The 26416-nt window shown below is 29.9% G+C and carries 22 protein-coding genes and 1 riboswitch; of the genes, 1 reads left to right on the top strand and 21 read right to left on the bottom strand.

The features are described 5' to 3' along the window. Positions 1 to 50: 50 nt before the first annotated feature. The 11 genes from treC to lysA form a co-directional block, all read right to left on the bottom strand. The gene (treC, locus tag ACEG17_RS01080; protein WP_372582223.1) at positions 51 to 1745 is read right to left on the bottom strand and encodes an alpha,alpha-phosphotrehalase; all 1695 of its coding nucleotides are present in this window, start codon (positions 1743 to 1745) and stop codon (positions 51 to 53) included. 216 nt (positions 1746 to 1961) lie between these two features. After that, positions 1962 to 2789: a tRNA lysidine(34) synthetase gene (locus ACEG17_RS01075; protein ID WP_372582222.1), complete on the bottom strand. Its 828-nt coding sequence runs from the start codon at positions 2787 to 2789 to the stop codon at positions 1962 to 1964. Between the two features lie 96 nt (positions 2790 to 2885). Then, positions 2886 to 3500 (bottom strand): tetratricopeptide repeat protein, encoded by a 615-nt coding sequence (locus ACEG17_RS01070; protein ID WP_372582221.1) that lies wholly within the window; start codon positions 3498 to 3500, stop codon positions 2886 to 2888. 393 nt (positions 3501 to 3893) lie between these two features. Continuing rightward, entirely contained in the window at positions 3894 to 4625 is a 732-nt protein-coding gene (locus tag ACEG17_RS01065; RefSeq protein ID WP_372582220.1) for a tetratricopeptide repeat protein, read from the bottom strand. Positions 4626 to 4786: 161 nt separating this feature from the next. Continuing rightward, positions 4787 to 5338, bottom strand: a complete 552-nt coding sequence (locus tag ACEG17_RS01060; RefSeq protein WP_299570881.1) for a chromate transporter — start codon at positions 5336 to 5338, stop codon at positions 4787 to 4789. Continuing rightward, positions 5335 to 5874 (bottom strand): chromate transporter, encoded by a 540-nt coding sequence (locus ACEG17_RS01055; RefSeq protein ID WP_299570878.1) that lies wholly within the window; start codon positions 5872 to 5874, stop codon positions 5335 to 5337. The genes ACEG17_RS01060 and ACEG17_RS01055 overlap by 4 nt, the downstream gene beginning before the upstream one ends. A 112-nt stretch (positions 5875 to 5986) precedes the next feature. After that, a complete protein-coding gene (locus ACEG17_RS01050; protein ID WP_372582219.1) occupies positions 5987 to 7339 on the bottom strand; it encodes a M18 family aminopeptidase in 1353 nt (450 codons plus the stop codon). A gap of 655 nt (positions 7340 to 7994) precedes the next feature. Further along, positions 7995 to 8879: a 4-hydroxy-tetrahydrodipicolinate synthase gene (gene dapA, locus ACEG17_RS01045; RefSeq protein ID WP_372582218.1), complete on the bottom strand. Its 885-nt coding sequence runs from the start codon at positions 8877 to 8879 to the stop codon at positions 7995 to 7997. A 46-nt stretch (positions 8880 to 8925) separates the two neighbouring features. After that, a complete protein-coding gene (gene dapF, locus ACEG17_RS01040) occupies positions 8926 to 9777 on the bottom strand; it encodes a diaminopimelate epimerase (protein WP_372582217.1) in 852 nt (283 codons plus the stop codon). A gap of 77 nt (positions 9778 to 9854) precedes the next feature. After that, a complete protein-coding gene (locus ACEG17_RS01035) occupies positions 9855 to 11072 on the bottom strand; it encodes an aspartate kinase (protein WP_372582216.1) in 1218 nt (405 codons plus the stop codon). Positions 11073 to 11097: 25 nt separating this feature from the next. Beyond that, positions 11098 to 12408 carry a diaminopimelate decarboxylase gene (gene lysA / locus ACEG17_RS01030; protein WP_372582215.1) on the bottom strand — a complete coding sequence of 437 codons (1311 nt, stop codon included), beginning with the start codon at positions 12406 to 12408 and terminating at the stop codon, positions 11098 to 11100. A 168-nt stretch (positions 12409 to 12576) separates the two neighbouring features. After that, positions 12577 to 12752, bottom strand: a riboswitch (Lysine riboswitch). 145 nt (positions 12753 to 12897) lie between these two features. Here lysA and ACEG17_RS01025 point away from each other — a divergent pair. Continuing rightward, positions 12898 to 14247: an MATE family efflux transporter gene (locus ACEG17_RS01025; RefSeq protein WP_372582214.1), complete on the top strand. Its 1350-nt coding sequence runs from the start codon at positions 12898 to 12900 to the stop codon at positions 14245 to 14247. A 178-nt stretch (positions 14248 to 14425) separates the two neighbouring features. Here ACEG17_RS01025 and ACEG17_RS01020 read toward each other — a convergent pair whose 3' ends face one another. The 10 genes from ACEG17_RS01020 to ACEG17_RS00975 form a co-directional block, all read right to left on the bottom strand. Continuing rightward, positions 14426 to 14944, bottom strand: coding sequence for a PTS sugar transporter subunit IIA (locus ACEG17_RS01020; RefSeq protein ID WP_147005394.1), 519 nt, complete (start codon positions 14942 to 14944; stop codon positions 14426 to 14428). Positions 14945 to 15056: 112 nt separating this feature from the next. Beyond that, positions 15057 to 15656: a tetratricopeptide repeat protein gene (locus ACEG17_RS01015; protein ID WP_299575667.1), complete on the bottom strand. Its 600-nt coding sequence runs from the start codon at positions 15654 to 15656 to the stop codon at positions 15057 to 15059. 36 nt (positions 15657 to 15692) lie between these two features. Further along, complete coding sequence (gene rph / locus ACEG17_RS01010) at positions 15693 to 16388, bottom strand: ribonuclease PH (RefSeq protein ID WP_147005390.1); 696 nt, start codon at positions 16386 to 16388, stop codon at positions 15693 to 15695. 27 nt (positions 16389 to 16415) lie between these two features. After that, on the bottom strand, positions 16416 to 17660 hold the full coding sequence (gene glyA / locus ACEG17_RS01005) for a serine hydroxymethyltransferase (RefSeq protein ID WP_372582213.1): 1245 nt from the start codon (positions 17658 to 17660) through the stop codon (positions 16416 to 16418). Positions 17661 to 17718: 58 nt separating this feature from the next. Next, complete coding sequence (locus ACEG17_RS01000) at positions 17719 to 18699, bottom strand: MlaA family lipoprotein (protein WP_372582212.1); 981 nt, start codon at positions 18697 to 18699, stop codon at positions 17719 to 17721. A 3-nt stretch (positions 18700 to 18702) separates the two neighbouring features. Beyond that, on the bottom strand, positions 18703 to 20004 hold the full coding sequence (locus ACEG17_RS00995; protein WP_372582211.1) for an alpha/beta hydrolase: 1302 nt from the start codon (positions 20002 to 20004) through the stop codon (positions 18703 to 18705). 230 nt (positions 20005 to 20234) lie between these two features. Further along, positions 20235 to 23864 carry a chromosome segregation protein SMC gene (gene smc, locus ACEG17_RS00990; RefSeq protein ID WP_372582210.1) on the bottom strand — a complete coding sequence of 1210 codons (3630 nt, stop codon included), beginning with the start codon at positions 23862 to 23864 and terminating at the stop codon, positions 20235 to 20237. Between the two features lie 22 nt (positions 23865 to 23886). Continuing rightward, complete coding sequence (locus ACEG17_RS00985) at positions 23887 to 24753, bottom strand: DNA adenine methylase (protein WP_372582209.1); 867 nt, start codon at positions 24751 to 24753, stop codon at positions 23887 to 23889. Positions 24754 to 24765: 12 nt separating this feature from the next. Then, entirely contained in the window at positions 24766 to 25929 is a 1164-nt protein-coding gene (locus ACEG17_RS00980; protein ID WP_372582298.1) for an AAA family ATPase, read from the bottom strand. A 162-nt stretch (positions 25930 to 26091) separates the two neighbouring features. Continuing rightward, positions 26092 to 26409 (bottom strand): AAA family ATPase, encoded by a 318-nt coding sequence (locus tag ACEG17_RS00975; RefSeq protein ID WP_372582208.1) that lies wholly within the window; start codon positions 26407 to 26409, stop codon positions 26092 to 26094. Between the last annotated feature and the right edge of the window lie 7 nt (positions 26410 to 26416).

The following is a 26416-nucleotide window of genomic DNA, read 5'->3' as shown; positions in this document are numbered from 1 at the left end:
TAAATAAGTTCAAATATAAAAAATTTATTTAGCAGCAAACTTTATTTTTATTATTTTTTAAAAATAATCGCTTCATAAGGCTTTAAAATAATTTTTCCATCTTTGATTTCAGGCGCCGTTTCATAGTTTGATAATAAAACTTGAGCATTTTCCAGTCCTGTAACTCCATTTCTTTCCAATTCGAATTCCACTTCAGGTTCATAGAAATTACTGATTACAACTAATTCTCCATTTTCTCCAACACGTTTGTAGGCATAAACACTTTGGTTTTTCAAATCAATGTCTTCATATTTTCCTGTTATCATTAATTCTTCATTTCTTCTTAAATCAATTAATTTTTTGTAATGATAGAATATTGAATTTTTATCTTTTAAAGCCGCTTCAGCATTAATTTTTTTATAATTTTCAGGCACTCCAATCCATGGAGTTCCAGTTGTAAATCCTGCATTTTCAGAATCATTCCATTGAACAGGCGTTCTGGAATTATCTCTTGATTTTTGCATTAAAATTTCAATAGCTTCTTTTTCAGAATGTCCTTTATCCAATAAAATTTTGTAATTATTGGTTGATTCTATATCACGATATTTACTAATCTCATCAAAATATGGATTTGTCATTCCAAATTCTTCCCCTTGATAAATGTAAGGTGTTCCCTGTAATCCATGAAGAACTGTGGCAAGCATTTTAGCCGACTCATTATGATATTCCTTATCATTTCCAAATCTTGACAATGCTCTTGGCTGATCGTGATTATTCCAGAAAGTCGCATTCCATCCATTTCCTTCATACATTCCAATTTGCCATTTAGACAATATTTTTTTTAACTCTACAAAGTTAAACGGTGCTTTTACCCATTTTTCCCCATTTGGATAATCTACTTTTAAATGATGGAATGAAAATGCCATTGATAATTCCTTTTCATCAGGATTTGAATATCTGATACAGTTATCAAGGCTTGTAGAAGACATTTCTCCAACCGTAATAAGCTCTCCTCCTCCAAAGGCTTCTTTATTCATTTCCTTCAAAAATTCGTGAATTCTAGGTCCGTCTGTATAAAATCTTCTTCCGTCAGGAAAAAATCTTGTATCACTTCCATCATCACTTAAAAATCTCTGATCCTTTGATATAAGATTTATAACATCCAGCCTAAATCCATCCACGCCTTTATTCAGCCATAATTTTATCATTTCATATACCTTTTTTCTTACATTTTCATTTTCCCAGTTTAAATCAGCTTGCGTAACATCAAACAAGTGAAGGTAATACTGTCCTCTTTTTTCTGAATATTGCCAGGCATTTCCTCCAAATTTTGATTGCCAGTTTGTAGGCTCTTTTCCATCAACTGCATCTTTCCATATGTAAAAATCCTTATATTCAGGATCTCCTGCTTCAGACTTTTTAAACCATTCATTTTCAGTAGAAGAGTGATTTACAACAATATCCATAACTATTTTTAAATTTCTTTTATGTGCTTCTGTCAGCATTTCCTCAAAATCTGCCATTGTCCCGTAATTAGGATCAATGTCATAATAATCACTTATATCATATCCATTGTCATTTTGTGGAGATTTATACATTGGAGTAATCCAGATTACTTCCACTCCAAGTTCCTTCAAATAATCAAGTTTCTCAATAATTCCCCTTATATCTCCTTCTCCACTTCCAGTCGTATCATTAAAGCTCTTTGGATAAATTTGATAAACTACTGATTTATGCCACCATTTTTGATCGAAATTTTTTTTCATAAAATTCACTCCTAAACTTTTATTTTTATGTTTCTTTTTTAATTATACCTTATTCTCCCTATATATACAATCAATTTTTCGACTTCTGACTAAAAAACTATATATAAAAAGAGCAGTCTATGACTACTCTAAATATTTGATGCCACGATATTATAAAGTTATATTTTTTTCTTTAAAGCTATCAGTTACAACAATTAAATATAACAATTTCTTTATTTATTCAGTTTCCTTACCGCCTGTATATCCAAAAACATAATCCAGATTTATATTTTTCATTGAATTAAATACACTTTGCTTTACTCCTGGATTTTTTTCTTCAAGTTCGGCTAATAAATTTTTTACTTCCCTACGTTTACTTGAAGTTTTTCCAGCTTCGATTGTACATCCGCAGTTCATCGCACGGATTCCGTTTGTTTTTGTGTAATCAATTATGTCAGCTTCCTTTACATAGATTAATGGTCGAATTAGTTCTAATTTTCCAGAAGTTGATGGAACTTTTGGAGTCATTGTCTTCATTGTTCCTGCATAAAGCATGTTTATAAGAGTTGTTTCAATTACATCATCAAAATGATGACCAAGCGTCAATTTATTAAATCCAAGTTCCTCTACTTGCGTATACAAAATTCCACGTCGCATTTTAGCACATAAAAAGCACGGATAGTCCTTTGCCTTTTCATTTGCAATTTCCCAAATATTCGTATTAATAATCTCACAGTCAATATTTAACTTATCCAAATTATTTTTAAAATTATCCAAATCAGAATTTCTAAAACCAGGATTTAAGCTAACTGCCTTAAATTCAAAATTTTTCCGTTTGTCTTTCTTCAATTCCTGAAACAGCTTTACTAAAAGCAAACTGTCTTTTCCGCCAGAAACTCCAATCGCAATCTTGTCCCCATCCTGTATCATATCAAAATCACTAATTGCCTTCAAAAATTTTGCCCATATACTCTTTTTATAGATTGTCATTATACTTTTTTCAATTTCTTCCACATCCTTCATCGGACAATCCGGAAGAATAGCCTCACATACTAAATTTACCACTTTTTCTCTCCTTTAATATCATTTAAAAAATAATAGAAAGTTATCATACGACAACTTTCTAAAACTATATTTTATTCAAAAATATTCAGCTTAATTTTAAACAATTCCTAAATTTACTCCTGAAAAATTTACTTTTTTATCTTCATCTTCTGAATTTTTACATTTATTTTCAATGTAATTTATTTTTTCAATAAGTCCTTCATCCCTTGAATCAATTCTAAAAGCTGCTCTGTATTCTTCAAGTGCCTTTTGGTGCCGTCCCATATGTTCATATTTTCTAGCAAAATCGATATGTGCAACATACATATCAAAATCAAGGAATATAGCAAGCTCATAACAGTCAACCGCTTCTGAGATTTTACCTTTTCTTGAATAAATATTTCCCAAAAGAAACAATATAAATGGTTCATCCTCTGTGCTTACATCAAGTGCCTTATTAAAGTTTTCTTCAGCTTTATCAAGTTCTTCATTTTCATAGTACAAATAACCTAGAAATGCTCTTGTTTCTATTTCTTCAGGCTTTAATTTTACCAATTTTTCATAAATATCAATTGCTTTATCATTTTCTTTTAGTGCGTGATAGATGGAAGCTAATGTTTTTAATACTTCCACATCATCAGGATTTTCTTTTATTTTTTCTAAATTTTCCTTGAGAAGCTGCTCATTATTTTCATTATATCTTATTTCTCTAAAAATCAATGTTTCTAACATTATTTCCTACTGCTACATTTCTTTTTTTATTAAAATATTTTCTACCTTTTAATAAAAAAGACTACAATTAACGTAGCATCTCCTTTCTATTTTCATTAATTTTTATTTTATAAAATTCTAAAAATTATATAAAGTTTAAGTAAAAAAGTATAGTCTGAAATAAAGTTCTCTTAATTTTACATTCAGTCTAAATATTATATTTATAGTTCACATAAAATTTAAATTTCTAAAATTATAGAATTTATATTTAATTAAAATAAAAATTATATAGTTATATAAATATATTTAAATTTCTTAACTTATTTTATCATAAATAACAATTTTAGTAAATAATATTATTTACAAAATTTTTATAACTTGTTAAAATAAAAAATTAAATGAAAATTTTAAAGACTATTTTAATTTCGCTATTTTATCTTGAGCTTCCTGACTTCCAGATTTTACAGCTTTTTCATACCATTCCTTAGCTTCTTTTGTATTTTTTTCTACACCTTTTCCAGCTGCATATAAATCTCCAAGTGCTTCGTACATTGGAGCTGTAATTTTATCCATTCTTTCATCTGTTTTTTTGTAAAGTTCTATTGATCTTGCATAATCTCCTACTTTTTCATGAATTTTACCGAGATTGTATCGTGACGTCAAGTCTCCGCTGCTATCTCCAATTTCATAGTAAAATGCGGCATCATCAAGGCTTTTTTTCACGCCAAGTCCTTTTTCAGACATTATCCCTAAGTATCTTGGTCCTTTCGTATCTCCACCATCTGTCGCCTTTGAAAATGAATCAAAAGCCTTTTTATAGTCTTTTTCTACACCAAGTCCGTCAAAATAAAGAATTCCGATGTTAGTCATTGCACGGTAGCTTCCTTTTTCAGCAGCTTTTTTACTCCACTCCATAGATTTTTTGTAATCTACTTTTACTCCATTTCCATGAAGATACATTTCTCCAAGTTCAGTCTGTGCCGACACATCTCCTTTTTCAGCTTTTTTCGTTAATTCCTTAAGCTTATCATCCTGTATATTTTCAATCTTCGGCTTGCTTTGAGAATTTTGTGTCTTTTTATCTTTTTTACCACAGCTAAATACTAAAATCAGTATTAATACTGCAATAGTATATTTTTTTTTCATAATTTCCCTCTTTTCTTTCATATCCTTTTCTTTTATTAAAAATCGATATTTATTAATTTTATGTTTTAATAATTATAAAATATTCCCATATATTTTCATTACAAAATTTGTTTTTAAAATTTCTCAGATTATTACTTTTGACTTTTAAGAAAACAGCCAATTTAGTAAATTATTATTCCTGCAATTGCTGCAATTACTGTGAGTAATATTGGATTTACTTTCCATTTTAGCACAAGTGTCACAGAAACAATGAATATCACCACACTTTTCCAGTCTATAAAATTATTTTTATCAATCAGCATTATAGCTGCCGCTAGAATTAATCCGACAACAACAATTTTTAAGCCTGCAAACGCATTATCCATATATTTATTATCCTGAAACTTCAAATAAAATTTACTAAAAAATGACATTACAATGACTGATGGAAGAATCAGTCCTATTGTTGCAACTGTCCCCATTACAAATGCATCCCAAAATCCCACTTTATTTCCAATCAAATATCCAACATAAGTTGCAGCATTTAATGAAATTGGTCCCGGTGTTACTTGTGAAATTGCTACAATATCTGTAAATTGCTGTACATTTACCCATTTATGTAAATCTACAACATCTGCCTGAATAAGCGGTAAAATTGCATATCCACCACCAAAACTGAACAATCCTATTTTAAAAAATACAAAAAATAATATCAATAATATCGCTAAATTCATTTATTTTTCCTCCAAATCATCCAAAGATTTCCTAAAAATGCACCTAAAATAATCATAATAATAGGCGGGAATTTAAAAAATGCTACCATTACTGCAACCAAAATTACAATCCATAACGTTTTTGTATTAATTTTAGCCGATTTTCCAATTGTATAGACACTTGCTGCAATTAATGCAACTACCATTGGTCTTATTGCCTTAAATGCCTTTATTACATATATATTATCCTGTATATTGCTAAACAGTGACGCTATAAGGAGAATAATTATAAAAGATGGTAATGTTGCTGCTATAACCGTAACTATTACACCAAGCATCTTTTTCATTTTATATCCTACAAAAACCGATATATTTACTGCCAATGCACCTGGTGAAGACTGAGCAAGTGCCAGAAGCTTTACAAACTCCTCTTCTTCAATCCATTTCTTTTTATTAACAATTTCAGCTTGAATAAGTGGAACCATAGCATATCCTCCACCAAGAGTAAATGCTCCTATCTTAAAAAAAATCCAGAATAATTCTAAATATACTTTCATTACATTACCTTTCCAGTTTTTATTTTATTCTTCATTCTATCATAGATACTGTAAAAAAACAACATCAAAAAAGATAGCCAATGCATGACTATCTCTTTAAAAATAATATCTTCTATCCTTTTGAAAAAAACTCTTTCGCTAATTCCTTCAAATAAAACACATCAAAAATCCCACATAATTCACGTACTGAATGCATCGCAAACATTGGAACTCCCAAATCTACTCCATCTATATCCAGATGTGTTGAAGAAAGCGGTCCAATTGTACTTCCTCCAAGTTCATTTGATTCATTTACAAAAGGCTGAATCCTTATATTAGTTCCTTCAATAAGTTGTCTGATTACAGCAATTGAATATCCATCAGACGTATATTTTTGTTTTGCACTAATTTTTATTGAAACACCCTCGTTTATTCTTCCACGATTTGTAGGGTCTGTTTTGCCTAAATGTGCAGGATGTGCGGCATGTGCAGCATCAGCTGATAAAATATACGAACTTTCCAGCATCTGTAAAAACTCGCTTCTATCAAGTCCTAACGACAATGAAATTCTTTCTAGCGTATTCAAAAGATAATTGGAATCAGCTCCCTGCTTTGTAGCACTTCCTATCTCTTCATTGTCAAAAGCTACAAAAATATTAATCCTGTCCTTATTTTCTTCAGATTCCACAAGTCCAATCAGCCCTGTATAAACAGAAGCAAGATTGTCAATTTTTGGTGAAGATATAAATTCCTCATTTGCACCTAAAAGACACCCTTTTTCCGTTGCATACAAATACAAGTCAAAATCAATTATATCTTCTTTTTTTATTCCTGTCTTTTTTAAAATAATTCTTTCAAGATAGCCTTCCTTCTCAAAATTATGATTAATAAGTGAAATTACAGGCAAGACATCATTCTGTTTATCAATTTTTACTCCATTATTTACTTCTCTATTCTGATGAATCGCAAGATTTGGTATTGTCAAAAGCGGTTCATCTATCTTAATTTTTACAGTTTTTGGAAAAAATGGATTTTCGCCTTTCACAATAACACGTCCAGCAATAGAGAGCGGTCTATCGAACCACGTACTCAAAATAGGCCCTCCATAAACTTCTGTATTTAATCTCACTATATTTTCTGTCACCATTTCAGGATTAGGCTTTATTCTAAAACAAGGAGAATCAGTATGTGCACCAAAAATCTTAAAACCTTTTCTCGCATCAAAATTTTCACCAACTGTAAAAGCAATTATTGTAGAACTGGATTTTTTGAAAAAATACTTTCCGCCCTTTTTTAACTCCCATTTTTCACGAGGCATAATTCTCTCAAATCCATTTTCATCCAAAATATCTGAACAATTCTTTACAACATGATAACTGCTCGGACTTTCATCAATAAATTCAACAACTTCCCTTGCAAAACTTTTCACTTCCATCTCAATAAAATTTTTCTGTATCTCTTCTAACTCTTTCGCTGTGTGTATCATCTTTATCCATTCCTCTCAACTTTTAGTTTTGATTATTTACTATTTAAAATTTCCCTATTAAATATTGTACCCCATAATTTTCAATATTCAAAAAAATTTTTTATATTTTTTTTAGATTTTTTTCTTTTTACTTAAAATATTTTGTAAAATTATAAAAAATTATTAATTTGAATATTTAATACTAACTCCCTTTATAAATAACGAAATTATTACAAACTTTTCTAATAAAGGGTATAAATCTAATATTTTCAAATAATTAAAATATAATTTTCATCTTTCAATCAGATTCTAGTATAAATAACCCGTCGGAGCATTTTTCTGTGCTGGCAAAACTGAGCATAGCGAGTTTTTTGACAGTGCAGAAAAATGTCGTAGACTAGCCATAGGTTGTAGGATTTGCGGCAATGAGCAATCCTACGAAAATAAAAAGAAAAAACATAGTAATATGAAAAAATATCTATTAATCAAGATATCTAAAAAATAATAATAAACAATTTAATTGAATGATTATGGATTAGCTATTGAGCAATCCTAATTATAAAAATTTATTCCTATTTTTAAACGGTGTTTAGTGTAAGTAATAAAATTATTACAAAAAAAAACTGGAGTTTAATCCAGCTCTTTTTACAATTTAAAATTTCCAACAAATAAAGAATTAAAAAATTCCTTTTTCTTTAAACACTTTTGTCAATTTTCCATAAGTATCCGCCTCAGCTGCTACCAATGGCAATCTTACTATGTCATTGTCAAGTTTTCCAAGTATTTTCATAGCAGCTTTTACAGTTACAGGATTTCCTTCTACAAACATGTTTCTACTTACATCGTATAATTTTGTGTGCAGTTCAAATGCCTTATCAAAATTCTTGTTTAAAAATGAACTGATTAAATCGCTCATTTCTTGAGGCATTATATTGGCAACTACTGAAACAACTCCTTTTGCACCGATTGACAGCATTGGCAAGATTAAGTGGTCTTCTCCTGAAAGAATTTCAATTTTATCTCCACATAAATCCTGAATTCTTATCATTTGTTCAAGACTTCCTGTTGCTTCCTTTACAGCTACAATTTCAGGTACTTCAGCCAGTTTTGCGATTGTTTCTGCTTCAATATTTGTTCCTGTTCTTCCAGGCACGTTGTAAAGCATTATAGGGAATTTTGCTTCTTGTGCAATTGTTTTGTAATGTTCATAAAGTCCTCTTTGACTTGGTTTGTTGTAGTATGGGCAAGTACTTAATGCAGCATCTGCTCCCAGTTCCTTTGCGTATTTTGTAAGTTCTATCGCTCTTGTTGTATTATTTGATCCTGCCCCTGCGATTACCTGTATTCTTCCTTTCACTTCCTCCACAACTATTTTTATTACTTTTTCATGTTCTGCGAATGTCAAAGTTGGAGCTTCTCCAGTTGTTCCACAAGGTACGATTCCAGATGTACCATTTTCAATGTGATAATTTACCAATTCTCTTAATTTATCCTCATCCAATTCTGTTCCATTATTTTTAAATGGCGTAATTAACGCAACGTACGAACCTTCAAATTTCATTTTATTCCTTCTTTCCTTAATTTAACTTTCTAAACTAAAAATTTAATTATCTTTGATATTTATACATTCCTTCAGCTATTTTTTCACTAGGCCCTGTCATAAATACATCATTTTCTCCACCTTCATACTCAATAACAAGCTGCCCTCCTGGAACTTTCACATTTACCTTATCATCTACAAAATCAAAAGTTTTGGCAAGTACAGCTGAAGCTGTAGCCCCTGTTCCACAAGCCAATGTTCTTCCTGCTCCACGTTCCCATGTGATTACTTCTATATGCTCCCTGTCATACACCTTTACAAAGTTTACATTGACTTTTTTGGGAAATAAGTCAGTATAATTTTCAATTTTTTTACCAAGCTCATCAATATTATAATCTGCAAAATCATTTACAAATATTACAGAATGGTCAGTTCCCATAAAAATATATGAAATTTCAATTTCTTTTTCATCAATATTGATTTTTTCTTTTAAAAACTGCTCTTTTTCAATATTTATTAATTCTTTTACATTAAAAACAGGTTTTCCCATATTCACTCTTGCTGTAAAATCATCCTTTTCCTCATCGTAATTTACTTGTATTGTCAAATCGCCGGGAACCGTTTTTACAGTAAATTCGTTCCCTTCAACTAGATGATTGTTTACAAGATAGTGGGAAAAACATCTTATTCCATTTCCACACATCGGTGCCTGACTTCCATCTCCATTAAAGAAAAACATAAATGGCATACTTGCTACATATTTCAATATAATCAGTCCGTCCGCACCTACTCCAAAATGTCTATCACAAACCTGACTTGCAAATTCCCCATATTCAGGTATTCCTTTTTCAATAAGATCCTTCTCAGCAACAATAATAAAATCATTCCCCGCACCTTGATATTTCTCAAATTTTAACATCTCAAAAACCTCCATCATTTTTTTATATTCTATATTTAATAATCTTTGAATTGGTTCATTATTTATCTTAAAATTTTCTACAAATCAAATTCCTTCGCAAATAACTCAGCCACTTTTTTTCCCATAACTTCGTCTACAACTAATGAAATACTGATTTCAGAAGTAGAAACCTGATGGAAACTTATGTCGTTTTCTGAAAGGATTCTAAACATTTTGGCAGCAACTCCAATGTTGCTTATCAGTCCTATTCCTACTACAGAAACTTTTGTAATATAAGGATTTATTATGAACGATGTTCTTGGAAATTCCGCTTCTATTTCTGCTCCAATTTTTTCAAGTGCGGCAATGTCTGTTTTTGGACAAGTAAAGGCAAAACTTCCGTGATGGCTTGTTACATCATTTTGACTTATTATGTCAATGTTTATTCCATTTGCTTCGGCTTTTTCAAAAATTTCATATACGTTTTGTGCATTTGTTGGGATTTCCTCCACATTTACCATTACCATATTTTCATTGATTGATACTCCAGTTATTACTTTTTGCTCCATTTCCTTATTCTCCTTTGTTTTTTCTACCGATGTTATAATCGTTCCATTTTTTTCTCCAAGCGATTTTCCAACGTAAATTTCTACACCATATTTGCTTCCAAGCTCAACTGCTCTTGGCTCCATTACTCCAGCTCCTAAAAAAGCCAGCTCCATCATTTCATCATAAGAAATAACTGGCAATTTTTTTGCATCTTTATAAACTCTTGGGTCAATTGAGTAAATTCCATCTACATCTGTGTAAATTTCACATTTTCCTCCAAGTGCAGCCGCCAGAGCAACAGCCGATGTATCAGATCCTCCACGTCCCAAAGTTGTCACATCTCCAGCTTCATTTACTCCCTGAAATCCAGCTACAACTACAATTTTCCCTTTTGATAGATGTTCTTTTATCTCTTTTCCGTTAATGTCCTCAATTCTGTTTTTTGTATAATGTCCGCTCGTTTTTATTCCAGCCTGAGCCCCTGTAAGCGAGATAGCTTCATATCCAAGTGTCTGTAAAGCAATGCTAAGTAACGCAATTGTCTGCTGCTCTCCAGTTGACATCAGCCTGTCCATTTCTCTCAAGTCAGGTTTATCAGTAATTTCGTGAGCCAATTTTATTAAGGCATCTGTAGTTTTTCCCATTGCTGAAACCACGACAACCACATCGTTTCCAGAATCCTTCACACTTCCCAAATATTTTGCAATATTCATTATTTTTTCCGTTGTAGCAACCGAAGTTCCACCATATTTATGCACAATAATCACAGTAAATTCACCTCTTTCTTATTTTTTATAAATCAAAAATTTCATCATTTCTAACCAGATCATCCAGTGTTTCTCTTTTTACCGCAACTTTAGCTTTTCCATCCTTTACAAACACAACTGCTGGACGCATCATTCTGTTATAGTTGCTTGACATTGTGTAACAATATGCCCCTGTTGTCGTTACTGCCACAATATCTCCAATTTCTGTTGCTTTTGGTAATTTTCCTTTTTCAATGATAATATCCCCTGATTCACACAGTTTCCCTGCCAAAGTTATTTCTCTCACATCTGTATCATTTAATTTGTTTACAACTCCAGCTTCGTATTCTGCCTGGTATAATGCCGTTCTTATATTATCCGACATTCCTCCATCTATAAACACATACGTTTTTCCGCCAACTGTTTCCTTAATTCCTCCAACTTCGTACAAAGTAGTTCCAGCATTTCCGACAATGCTTCTTCCTGGCTCAATGCAAAGTTCCTTAAATCCAATCTGATATTTAATTTCCATTGCTTCAGTATATGTTATTATTTCACTCAGAACTTCCTCTATCGGTTTTGGATCGTCTCCTTCCTTATAGTAAACTCCAAATCCTCCACCCATATTTACTGTGTGAACTACTATTCCCAATTCCTTTTTCAATTTATCCAAATATTTAAAAATCTCATCTAGAGCAAATATGAAGAACGCCGATTGGAAAATTTGCGAACCAATATGTGTATGAAATCCTTTAAATTCTATCCATTCGCTATCATTCAACCTTTTAATTATATCAAATAAATTATCCTGAAACAATGAAATTCCAAATTTTGAAGTAAGCCCCGAAGTTTTTATATAATGATGCGTATGTGCCTCTATTCCTGGATCGATTCTCACAAGCACAGCCTGCTTTTTCCCTTTCTCACGACAAATTCTCTCAATTTTATCAATTTCATCTTCATTATCAACAACAATCGTATCAATTCCAAATTCGACAGCCATTTCTATTTCATTTACCAATTTATTATTTCCATGCAGATGAACTTTATTCATTGGAAATCCCGCTTTATGAGCAGTATAAAGTTCTCCGCCCGAAACAACATCCAAATCCAGCCCTTTTGATTCAACCAGTTTAATCATCCCTGTTGATAAAAACGCTTTTCCAGCATAAGCAATTCTTGTATTAAATCTCGTAGACTTAAATGCCTCTTTCATTTTATCTATCGTTGTTTCAATAAGCTCCTGATCCATCACATAAAGTGGTGTTTTAAATTCTTTTACGAGTTCAACTGTATCCACTCCTCCTATTGATAAATTACCAATTTCATTAACTTTCGACGTTCCAAATAATTTCATATTTCTACAGAAACTTTTTAAAAATAAAAAATTTCCTTCTCCTTTCAGTATTTTTGTTTTTTGGATAATAAAAAATGCCGATAACAAGCATCAGCATATAAAACATATATCTAAAAATTTTTATTATTTTTATTTAAAACTAAAAAACTTAAAAAATTTATATGAATTATATCTGACAGCTCCCCATTATCCTTTGATAATGACAGTCCTATGGATATTCTCCATAGCCCCAGCAATAAAGATAGTCAATCCCTACGCTTCGGCAATTATTCCTTTCAACTTATTTCACAGAATCGACTTTTCTCCGTAAATTTACTTTTAATAATTGCACCTCTATCACATAATATTTACCATTATAACTAATTTTTTCACATTTGTAAAGTGTTTTTGATAAAAATTGTAAAATTTCTCTATTTAATTTTAGTTTTAAAATTTCAAAAAAAATGTTATAATAAAAAAATACGATATTTTTTGAAAGGAGGAAAACAAATGATTTTTAAAACTCAATCTAATGAAGAACGGCGTGAAATGATATTAAATGGAAAAGTTATAAACACACTGCTCTTTCTATCCGTCCCTACATTGCTAGTTGGAATTATTCAGGCTCTTATTCCACTTTCAGACAGCTTATTTCTAAATAGGCTTACAAGCGTTGAAGTAGCAAGTTCTGTTACATTCAGCCAGCCCATTCTTAATGTTATGATTGCCTTGTCTCAAGGATTAGGGGTGGCTACTCTTGTTATGCTTGGTAGACTTTACGGTAAAGGAAGAATGCTTGCTGTAAAAGAAACAATGCTTCAAATTTTTGTATTTAGTTTTATCATTGGAATTTTAATTATTCCAGTCTGCGTTTTTTCGGCTTTTATAATTTCAAAATACACAACTATTGAAATTCGTGACAATGTTTATATTTACATTTCTCTTTATTCACTTGTAATGCCTTTTGTATTTCTAGCTGCTATTTATAATTCCTCAAAAAATGCAATTGGACGGCCTGAAGTTACATTTATTCGTATTTTTTTGTTACTAATTTTGAAAATAATTTTTAACTCAATTTTTTTATATGCTTTAAAAATGGGAATCACAGGTGCTGTAATGGCCTCGCTTTTTTCTTATATTACCATTACAATTTGGATGTTTTACGACTTATTCTTAAAGAAGGATTATATTAAGCTAAGTCTGAGAAATTACTCAATAAAATTGCCTATCATAAAAAAATTGCTTAATATAGGCTTTCCTTCAATGTTAAACTATGCTTTTTTGTATCTTGGATTTTTTCTTATAAACAAGGAAATGGAAAAATTTGGTGCAATTGCTCTGAACGCACAAGGAATTGCTTCGAATATTAATGCTATCTGCTTTATCTTGCCATCCTCAATTGGAACTACAGTTTCTTCAATGATTAGTATAAATATGGGAACAGGAAATGGAAAAAAATCTAAAGATGTTTTTAAAATCGGGTGGAAAACAGGCGTTATAATTTCTATTTTTACAATCATCTTAATTTTACCTGTTTCTTTACCACTTGTACTTATTTTTACAAACGTCTCGAAAGTTATTGAGATTGCTGACAAAGCTTTGCATATTTACACATATTCTGTAATTGGATTTAGTGTATTTATGATTTCACAAGGTGTTTTTATCGCTCTTGGAAGAACAAGAATTCCTTTAGCTATGTCTATTTTAAGAATTTGGCTATTACGATATATTTTTATTTTAACAACACAAAAATATCTTGGTCTTTACTCAATTTTTTGGGGAAATTTATTTTCAAATACACTAGCAGGACTAATATTCTTTATCCTAGTGAAAAGTATTGACTGGAAAAAAGAAAAATAATATAGTAAAACTTATTTAAAACCAAACTCAAAATCTATGACTATTTTACTCAAACCATAAATTTATATAATTTTAGTAGTTTAAATTAAAATAGGTTTGAATATATTATTAAAAAAATCTCTACAAAAGTAACAAAATTACATTAGATAGAGATTTTTTATTAAATTATTTAATTAAACTATTTTTCAACATTTAACACAAGTGTTTCTCCAGCTACTGCTGTTCCAGATTCAACTGGATTTAATGCACTATAGTCATCTGTGTTTGAAATTATTACTGGTGTAATAATTGATTTTGCATTTTCTTTTAAGAAGTCATAATCATATTTAACTATTGGATCTCCTGCTTTTACTACTGCTCCTTCTTCTGCGATTCTTTCAAATCCTTTTCCTTCAAGTTTAACTGTATCCATTCCAAGATGCACAAAAATTTCGATTCCAGCAGGTGTTACAATACTAAAAGCATGATTAGTATCAAATATTTTTTCTATTCTTCCAGAAGCTGGTGCTACCATTACTCCAGAGGCAGTTGGCTCAATTGCAACTCCGTCTCCTATCATTTTTTGAGCAAAAACTTCATCAGGTACTTCTGATAAAGGCAATAAGTTTCCTGAAATAGGAGCTATTACTTTCCCATCAAATTCCTGCTTAACTTCTTCACCTTTGTTACCTTTTTTGAATAAATCAAATAATCCCATTTTAATTCCTCCAATTTACTTATTTTATATTTAATTATCCTATTTTTATGTTACCATATATAATCAAATTAGTCAAATTTTTCTTAATTTTAATATGCGATTTTTATATCAATTAATTTGATTTCTTAAAATTATCCTTTAAAACTTTCAAATTATTCTTCGCATGTTCGTCTCCAAGCGCTGCAGCTTTTAAAAACCATTTTTCAGATTCTTTAAAATTTCCTTCATTTCCAAAAATCATTCCTAGACGATTCATCGCATTGATATCATCTTTCCAAGCCATCTGTAAATATATATCTTTTTCTTTAGCAGTCTGTTTAGTTGAATTATAAAATGTCAAAAGATTTTCTTTTGCACCTTCACAGTTCTTTTCAATAGCCATTAAGTAATATTTTTCTGCTTCTTCATTTTTTCCATTCTGCTCATACAAAATTGCTAAATTATTTAAAGCATCATAATCTTTATTTTTAATCGCAATTAAATAATATTTTTCAGCATTCTCAAAATCATGCTGGCTAGCATAAAGATATCCCAAATTATTTGCACATTCATAATCTCCAGCCTCAATAGCTTTCAAAAACCATTTTTTGGCATTTTCATTGTCATAATTATTTTGAAAAATAAGACCAATCTCATTCATAGCCTTTGTATCACCATCTTGTATTCTTTTCATATATTCATCAAATAATTTTTCCATTCCATTTTTTTTCATATATTCTTTCACCATCCTTTCTTAAAATTTTTTGATTTATAAACTAAATAACTTATCAAAGGCATTTTTAGACAATTCAATAAACTTCAGCAGTTCTGCATGAGTAAAAGTTGCTTCTTCTCCTGTCCCCTGCAGTTCGATAAACTCACCTTTGTCATTCATTACAATGTTCATATCCACATCAGCTTTCGAGTCTTCTTCATATTCTAAGTCAAGAAGCATTTCATTTCGGACTTTTCCGACACTTATTGCTGCGACTTTTGATTTTATTGGAATCTCTTTTAATTTTCCTTCATCTATAAGTCTTTCAACTGCTAATTCTAAAGCAAGATAGGCTCCCGTGATTGAAGCTGTTCTTGTTCCTCCATCTGCCTGAATTACATCACAATCTATCATTATCGTTCTTTCTCCAAGCTTTTCCAAATCTATCGCTGCTCTCAAGGCTCTTCCGATTAACCGCTGAATTTCCATTGTTCTTCCAGATAGTTTTCCTTTTATTGATTCTCTTTGGATACGTGTATGTGTTGCTCTTGGAAGCATGCTATATTCGGCAGTTATCCATCCTGATCCTGTCCCTTTTAGCCATCTTGGAATTTTTTCTTCAATTGTTGCATTACAAATAACCTTTGTATTTCCAAATTCGATTAAGACAGAACCTTCTGGATGGACAATATAATTTTTAGTTACTTTTACTTCACGCATTTCATCGTTTTTTCTATTATTATTTCTCACATTTTCTCCTAATTTTTTATCTTTAAATTATTTACCTTTATAAAGTGGAAATTTTTCTGTTAATTTTAAAACTTGCTCTTTTACTTGGGCAATTTTTTCATTGTCATTTATATTTCCTAATACTGTTAATATAAACTGTGCCACCTGTCTTGTTTCTTCTTCCTTAAATCCACGAGCTGTAATTGCAGGTGTTCCTAGTCTTATTCCACTTGTAACAAATGGCTTTTCAGGATCGTTTGGAATAGCATTTTTATTACAAGTTATTCCAGCCTCTTCTAATTTTGCTTCGGCTAATTTTCCTGTAACTCCCATTGGACGTAAATCAACCAGCATTAAATGGTTGTCAGTACCACCACTTACAATTCTAAGCCCGCCTTTTACCAATTCTTCTGACAGAATTTTAGCATTTTTTGCCACTTGCTCCTGATATTTTTTGTATTCTGGGCTAAGTGCCTCTTTAAATGCAACAGCTTTTGCCGCAATTATATGAACTAGCGGTCCTCCTTGTATTCCAGGGAATATTGTTTTATCAATTTTTTTTGCAATTTCTTCGTTATTTGTCAAAATTATTCCACCACGAGGTCCTCTTAGAGTCTTATGAGTCGTAGAAGTTACTACATCTGCATATTCTATTGGATTTGGATGAAGTCCAGCCGCTACGAGTCCAGCGATATGAGCCATATCTACCATCAAATATGCACCAATTTCATCAGCAATTTCTCTAAATTTCTTAAAATCAATTATTCTTGAATAAGCACTTGCTCCTGCAACTATCATTTTAGGCTTTTCTCTTAATGCAATTTCTCTGACTGCTTCATAATCAATCAGTTCTGTTTCGGGATTTAGACCATATTCCAATCCGATGTAATTTTTTCCTGAAAAATTGATTTTATAGCCATGTGTCAAATGTCCACCAGCACTAAGGCTCATTCCTAGAATTTTATCTCCAGCTTCAAGCAGTCCAACATAAACTCCCATATTTGCTTGAGATCCCGAATGTGGCTGTACATTTGCATATTTTGCCCCAAATATTTGTTTCAATCTTTCAATAGCAAGACTTTCCACAACATCAGCATTTGCACATCCACCGTAATATCTCTTTCCAGGATAACCTTCCGCATATTTATTTGTAAATACGGATCCAGCGGCTTCCATTACTGCCTTTGAAACAAAATTTTCTGAAGCAATCAGCTCAATTCCTTCCTCTTGCCTTTTTTCCTCTTCAACAATTGCATTATAAACTTCTAAATCTATATCTTTTATATAGCTCATTCTGATTTCCTCCTAATTTTATTTAAAATTAAATGCTTATTCTGTTAGAAAAAATACTTTATTTTATAACTTGTATTTTTCTGTAATTGTAATAAATTGCCTTTACTAAATCATATTCAAACGGTGAATTTAAATCTCCATATCTCATGCCAATCATTGAACTCGCATTTAGTCCTGTAACAACTGGTTTTGTGAATCCATAAATATTTTTATCAAATACTCCTGTATCAAAAAATAATTTTTCTTCTGCCACACGTCTTACTGCTCCTTCTGATATTGAGTCTATTCCTGCTCCAACAGCATCTCTTAAATCACTTGGTCCTAATACGGGTAAAACTAAAAATGATCCTGTTTTTACTCCATAATGTCCTAAAGTGTCTCCCATTGTTTCAGGGTCTCTTTTCATTCCCATATTTTTAGCGACATCTGCTACACCTAACACTCCTACTGTCGAATTTACAACAAATCTTCCAAGTGCATTTACAGCTTTTCCTGGTTTAAGTTGCAGTACTGAATTTACAAATGTAGGTATCTCACTAAAGTTATTATAAAAATTTGAAATTCCTTTTCTTATTGGTTTTGGTACAACTGCTGCATAAATCCGTGATGCTGGATAAACTATTTTTTTATCAATTTGAGTATTAAAAGCATACATTCTTCTATTAAATGGTTCTAATGAGTCATTTATGCCAGTTAATTGAAAAACTTGATTTGATACAATGTAATCTTCGTTCAACTCTTCCAAATTATTTGCCAAAACACCATATCCATCCTCTTCAAAAGCTATGTATTTATTTGTATCTGGCTTATTTTTCTTTATTTTTATATTTGTTTGTGGAACTAATTTAATATTCTTATCAGATGTTTCCTGTGTTTTACCGTTTACAAATTCAACAAATAAATCATCGTCAGCTTCCTTATTTCTTTCCTCTATATATGTAATTGTATTCTCATTTTTTATTTCCATTAATTCAGCTTTTCCAAGCGTTGCCACAGCAAGCATTGTTCCAAACATTATTAATTTATTTTTTCCTGCCATATTCTAATTTTCCTCCAATTTATCTACCATCAAATTTGCTACATCCTTATGCCAAAGAGCTCCTGTATGTCCACCAAATGGTAACAAAACTTTATTTAAAAATGTATTTTTTATATAGTCTATATCTTGACTTGAATATAAAACGTCATTAGTTGATGTTATAAATATTATATTTTTATTATTTTTATTTATAAAGTCCTGGCTATTTTTCAAATCAAATTCATTTATAAAATCATTGAAACTAAGATTAGGATTTCTATTTTTTTTCAAATACGGATATAAAATTTCTTTTGCATATTCATCAAATGAAACAGACAATCCTTCTCTAAACTCTTTTGAAACAGAATCAAAACGTTTATATGATTTTTTATTTGAAAGCCTACCCGTTGCATTATTTCCACTAAATACTTCTCCAGCAAAAGTCATATTAGCTGAATAAAATCTAAATAATAGTCCTGTAAGCACTTCAAAATCTTTTTCTCCAAGCCCTAATTTTCCTATTGAACTATTAAGATTCGAAAATTCAAAATCTTTCATTTTTATTGAATCATCATACATAAGTCTGCTAAATATAGTATCCATATATTTTTCCAAACTTCTCGCATCATAAATTCCATTTTTTACTAAAAAATTGTCCAAATTCTGCGTTGCAGTCAAAATACTGACTGGAGAATTTAATAGTAATGATTTCTCAATCCCTATTCTTCCACCATTTTTTTCATCCATTTCATGAATTAAAAGCGACTGGAATCCACCTAAGCTGTAACCACCGATATATGTTTTATCAATTTTCATTCCATCACTTTTTTCTCTTGAAATAGCTTGACTTATTAATGAGTATAATTGTGTTGTCTCGTCTTTTATATAACCTGCATATGCGTTTTTACTTTGACTCACAATATATGGCATTGTCGTTGGCGAACTGAATGCAATTACATTGTAACCTTTATCATAAAAAACATTTGCCAAATAAAGTGACATTCCGCTGTTATAAAGTGATCCTGTTCCTGAAATTATAATCATTAGCGGTGCTTTTTTACCTTTTTGCGTCCATACACCATAGTTATAGTCTTTCCATTGTCTCAATATTTCGGGAATTTTTTTTGTTGTTGTAAATTTTTTTACTTTTGGACCTTTTGGATTTTTGAACTTGTAGTGCTGTTCTGAAGGAGTTCCTAAAACAGTTGCCATTATCGCACTTTCTTTATATGGATAATCGCTTGCAATTTGTGATACATCTGTTTCAGCAAGTCCAACAACCGAACATGTAAGTATCATCAATAAACCTAATATTTTTTTTAGCATTTTCCAATTTATGTGAAAACTTTTTCACATTTCTCCTTTCTATTTTAAATACTTATAGTCAATTCATTTAAAAATTAGAGCAAAAATATTTAAAAGTAATGGATTATTGTAAATATAGTCTAATCTTTCACTCTTATTTTAAACTAGAATTTCTATATATCTTAAATTATTAATTTTACTTATATTTTATCAAAAATATTAAAAAATTTCCAGTAAAAAAGTTTATTAAATTACACATCAACTGCAACAATCTTAGTTTCCCCAATTTCTTTATTCATCGTAACTCCATAAAGTCTGTGAGATCCTTTCATTGTTTCCTTATTATGGGTAATTAATATAAATTGCGATTTATCAATAAACTGGTGCAATAATTCAACAATTTTCTTTGTATTTTTTTCATCAAGGGCTGCTTCGATTTCATCAAAGAAAGTAAATGGACTTGGCTTGAACATAAAGATTGCCATTATAAATGATACTGCAAGCATTGATTTTTCCCCTCCAGAAAGAAGAAGAAGAGTCTGCTCTGGCTTGTTTTTATATTTTACACTCAGTTCTAGCCCTGTAGTAAGCAAGTTTTCAGGGTCTGTCATTTTGATTATTCCTTTTGCTCCATTTAAGATAGTTTCACACATATACTGAAAATTCTTGTTTATCTGCTCGTAAGCTATAAAAAATTTATTTGTAACTTCCTCTTCAATTTCACGAATAAATCCAAACAATGTTTCACGGCTTTCCAGCAAATCCTTCTTCTGTACTACAATATCCTGATATCGTCCATTTTCATATTCAAATTCATCTATTGAAGCAAGGTTGACTGCTCCAATATCTGTACGGCTTCTCTCATTTGATGACAATTTTCTTCTTGTTGCCGTAAGTTCCTCTTCATCAGCAATTTCAAAATATTCTTCATCTTCTAGAATTTCTTCGCTTTCAAGCTCTTTAAATTCAGCCATTTGGAACTCAAGTTCACTTTCATTACGTGTAATTTTTTCAACAATTTTTTCATAATTATTTTTATTTTCCAGTATTTTTACTTCAATATCTTTAATTTCACTAATTAATTTTCTTTCTTTTCCTTCAATTTCTTGTATTTTTTTCTCAACTTCCTTGATTTCATTCAATATATTTTCATTTATTTTTTCATTTTTTTCAATTTCAGACTTCTTATGCAGAAGTTTTTCAGAAAGTTCAGTTCCCAATTTCTGTCTTTTCTTCTCAAATTCAGCCAGTTCTGCCTTTTCACTTAAAAGTTTCTTGTAATCAGACTCAATTTCTATAAAACGATTTTTATTATTATCAGTTCGAACCTTCAATATTTCATAATCTTTATCTGCCTCATTCAATTTCTGAATAAATTCATCAATATTTTCAAATTTTTTCAGTTCCTCATTCAGATTTTTTATTTTCAGATTATTTTCTTCAATATATTTTTCAATATTCTGAATTAGTTCTCTATTTTCCTTTATTTTGTTTTCTTTTTCCAAAATAAATTTCTCATTTTCAGAAATTTCATAGTTCAGAGTATTGATTTCTCGCTGTTTTCGATTAAATTTTATACTAAAGTCATCATAATTTTCATTAAATTCCTGATATTCATTTTTAAATTTTTCAAATAATTTTTCTGCTTCTGTTCTTTCTGCTTCAATTTTTTCCGCTTCTAAAACTATTTTCGATAATTTTTTTTCAAATTCTTTAAAATTCTTTTTATTTTTCTCAATTTCACTTTCCAGATGTTTCAATTCCTTTTTTCGCTCAAGAATTTCATCTTTACCCTTAAATGAATGTCCTCCAGTCATTCTCCCACGAGAAGTGATAATATCTCCTTCAAGTGTAACAATTCTGTCGTTAAATCCTTTTTTCAAAAGCTCTGTCCCAACTTCCAGACTTTCCACAACAACTGAATTTCCATATACAAACTGAATAACCTTTTCTACATCTTCATTCAAAAATTTCTTATCAACTTTTACAATATTTCTTGCAAAGTCAATAATTCCATTTTTCCCCTTTGTATTTAAAATAATATTTTGAACTTCATCTTGAGACATTTTATTTTGAAAACTCTTTTGCTGTGAAACTTGTTCAATTTTTGGCAAAAATTCGTTCATCCTTGAAATTCGAATATTTTCAATTGGCAAAAACGAAGCTCTTCCAAGTTTTCTATCTTTCAGAATTTCAATACATTTTTTTCCAATTTCACTATCCCTTACTACAATATCCTGAAACATTCCACCAGACAAAGTCTGTATTGCTTCCTCAAATCCCGATGGAACATCAATTAAGTTAACAAAGGCTCCAATTACACCATCAATTTTTTCATTCAAAATATGTTTTATACTTCTGTTAAAAGTCTCATTTTTTTCAATTGCGCTAGCTATTGCCTTATGCTTAACTTCAAAACTTTCAAGTTTGTAGCTAATTTCATTTTTTTGCTTATTTATTTCAGCATATTCTTTTCTCAGCTCATCAATCTTTTCGTTAAGTTTTTTTATTTTCAGCTCTTTTTCAAGCTTTTCCTTTTCCTTTTCTGACTTTTGAATTTCAAATGTCTGTTTTTCCTTATTTATTTTATTAAACTCAGCTTCTACATCATTTCTTTCGGCAATTTGTCTTTTATTTTCATTTTTTGCCCCTTGAACTCTTTTTTCAAGGTCTTCATTTTCTCCAGCGACTTTTATCTTATCCACTTCAAAATTAGAATTCTTTTGCGTTCGTTCTTTTAACTCAATTGTAATTTTATCGCATTTATGCTTGAGTTCTCCAACTTTAGCCTCCCATCTATCCTTTTCTTCTTCTTTCACAGCCAATTCCTTTGTTATCAAATCAAGCTCATTTCTGGAATTATTCAAAAGTTCTTCTTTTTCAGCAATATCTTTTTCCAAAATACTTTTTCTTTTATTTTTTTCATTGGCCTCGGTTTCTAAGTTAGAATTCTGATTTACAAGTTTTGAATATTCTTCTTTCAGAATTTCCATATTCTTAAAGTTTTCGCTGTTTTCATTTTTCTGGTTTTCCAGATTTTCGTACAATTCTTTTCTTATTTCATTCGTTTTTTCAAGTTCAGCTTGCTTTTCTGAAAAATTATTTTCATTTTTTTCCAGTTCTTCCTTTATTTCCTGACTTTTCTCCTCATATTCATATTTTAATGAAGTTTTTTCATTGACATTGTATTCAAGAATCATAAACCGCTGCACATCAATTTTTTTTGTGTATGCTTTAAAAAGTCTAGCTTTTTCCTGCTCATTTTTTAAATAATCAACACGTTTTTTTAAATCTTTTTCTACATATTCAATTTTTTCAATTTCATTTTTCAAGTCCTGCAGCTTTTTCTCAGACTCTTCCTTTTCAATTTTAGCCCTCTTTACTCCCGCCGCCTCTTCAATAATTTCCTTTAATTCCTTTGGCGAAGATCCAATAATTCTCTCCACACGCCCTTGTCCAATTATAGAATAAGCCTGTTTTCCAATCCCAGTATCCATAAAAAGATTATGAATATCTTTAAGCCTGGATTTCTTATTATTTATAAGATACTCATTTTCTCCAGTCTTAAAAATTCTTCGAGTAATCTTAACCTCTGAAAAATCTACATCCAGATATCTATCTCCATTATCAATAATAAGACTAACTTCTGCCATAGACTTTGGCTTCTTATTCTTCCCGCCAGAAAAAATAATATCCGAACTCTCTTTTGCCCGTATATTTTTATAACTTTGCTCTCCCAAAACCCACAAAATAGCATCCAAAATATTACTCTTTCCACTCCCGTTAGGCCCAACAATCGAAGTAATCCCATTGTCAAACTCCACAACAGTTCTATTCGCAAACGATTTAAACCCTATCAGCTCCAATGCTTTTAAGTACACTTGTTTCCTCTTTTCTTCCAATTTATTTCATAATAAAAATATCATGATTTTTTATATTCTTGCTAAATATCATAATTTCTTTGGCTTTCATTTTATTTTCTAAAGAATAATTTATATCAAATTCTATAAAATCAAATTTTTTATAAATTTTTTTTATTTCTTCACAATTATCATAAGTAACAATCCAATTTTTTGTTATTTTTCTTATAGTTTCATAAAGTTCCAAATGATTTTTATGATTATAAAAATTTGTATATAATTCAGGTCCTTTTTTATAATATGGCGGATCAAAAAATATAAATTTTTCTCTTTTTATTTTGCTTATTATATTTTTCTGAAATTCTAAAACATCCAAATTATAAAACTCTATTTTATCTTTTAATCTACCTATTTCTTTTATTTGCTTTATCAATTTATTTTTATTAAATCTACAATCCATTTTATAATTTCCATTTTGCAAATTACCACCTATTACACCTGCTTTCAAAATCCCAGATCTATTCACTCTATTTAAATAAAAAGTAGCTACACCTAATTTTAAAATATTTTCTTCCAACAACAAATTTAAATTTTCTTTATTTGTATATATTTTTTTTTGATTCTCTCGCTCAAGAAGAGAAATTTCAATATTTTCTATTATATTACAAAACTTTTCTGTATGATTTAAAACGCAATACCAAAAAGAATAAATACCTTTATCTATATCATTAAGTACCAGTTTTTTTACTTTTTCTTTTTTTAGCAGCAATAATGCTAAACCTGCTCCTCCAGCAAAAGGCTCTATATATACAGGATTTCTAATATCATTTTTTTCAAAAAGAGAAACTATGATATTAAAAACCTTTGATTTTCCGCCAGGATAACGTAGTGGAGAAAATAAATTTCTCATAATACCACCTACTTATTTTAGTCTTTCTTTTATTATTCCATAATTTTTCTTTAATTGATTTATCAATTTTTTTTCTAATTCTTTATTAAATTCTTCTATTTCTTTTCTATATTTCACTTTAAATTTTTCCATCAATTTTTTTCCATTTGTCCCAAAATTTTTTCGTTCTTTCAAGAACCACTGTTTATCTTGTTCTCGTTCAGGTTTACTTGTACTAGTGTATTTTAACCTTTGTGCTTGAAATTTTTGCTTACTATTACACTTACATTCATCCCAAAATTTATCATTCATTTTCATATTTAATAAAATTTCCAAACATTCTTTTTCTAACGATTTTGCTCCCGGAAAAAATAAAGAATTTTTATGATTTTCAACATCTTTTTTAAAATTGTTTTTATAATTTACACTTTTTTTATTATAATCTGCATCATAAATAATAATTCCATTTTTTAATTGAGATATTTTATTAGATATAGATGCTATATTTGTTATTCCTATTTTTAAAGGATATAATGTACAATATTTTTTTATATTCCTTAAAACAATTCTTTTAAAAAGATACTCTCCTTCTTCATCTTCAAAAAATACATCTATTTTTATTTCTTTTCGATTATTATTTTCTTCGTTTATTTTAACCAATATATTATTTCTTATTTCATTATAATCTATATGTGTTTTATTTATTAAACTTCCTCTTGTTTTATCTAAAAAATTTACTTTAGAATTATTGTAAGTTTTACTATTTAAAAGTTCTTCTATTATCTCTAAAGAATGAGTAGTAAAAATAACTTTTATATCGTATCTTGCAGAATATCTATTCAAAAACTCTATTAATTTTTTCTGAGCCCCAGGATATAATGTAGCTTCTAATTCATCAATAAGTAAAATTCCTCCAAAATAATTTTCTTTAAATTTTTCTTTTAACCTTTTAAATTCTAGCACAGTTAATATAATTTTACCAATGTTATCCTGTCCCGCAGAAATAGTTTGCCAATCATAAGAATTGGTAGAAATTCCTCCCGTTGATATTTTATTTTTATCAATCAATTTTATTTCATCTTTATATTCTTCGCTGTCAAAACTCAATAATATTTCAGAATAATTTTCTTTTAAAAATTTTATTTCATCATTAGATAATTCAAGACTGTTTTCTTTTAAATTATCAACTTCTCCAATAGGATATAATCTGCTTAGCCCTAAATAAACTACAGGAATTGGTATATTCCCTTTTCCAGTTGAACGTTCTTTCCCAGTAACAAATCTTATATGTTTTTTTTCACCAACAGGCCTTTTTCTTGACTTAACTTGTAATGGGTTCTCATAAACAATTTTTTCTTCTTATTTCATAATATTACTATCTTTATCGAAATAAACATGATAAACGTGATTTCCTGGTAAATCATATTCTTTACTAAATTTAAAAACATCGTTTATATCTGTATAAAATTTTTGATTCACTATCATACAATCAGAGTACTTTTCTTTTTTATCATCTTTTTTTCTTCCTCTCCCAACACCAAAAGGCTGCGCTATACATCCAAGTAACGTACTCTTCATTGTCCCATTCTGCCCACATATAGCAGTTAAATTTTTACCTATTTCAATTTCTAAATCTTCTGCCAATCTAAATTTATCAATTACCACCTTTAGTATCATAATTTCC

This window comes from Leptotrichia hongkongensis (assembly GCF_041538065.1).
In the GTDB taxonomy this organism is placed as follows: domain Bacteria; phylum Fusobacteriota; class Fusobacteriia; order Fusobacteriales; family Leptotrichiaceae; genus Leptotrichia; species Leptotrichia hongkongensis.
The sequence above is the reverse complement of the archived record's forward strand: the minus strand, read 5'-3'. Positions and strand labels throughout refer to the sequence as shown.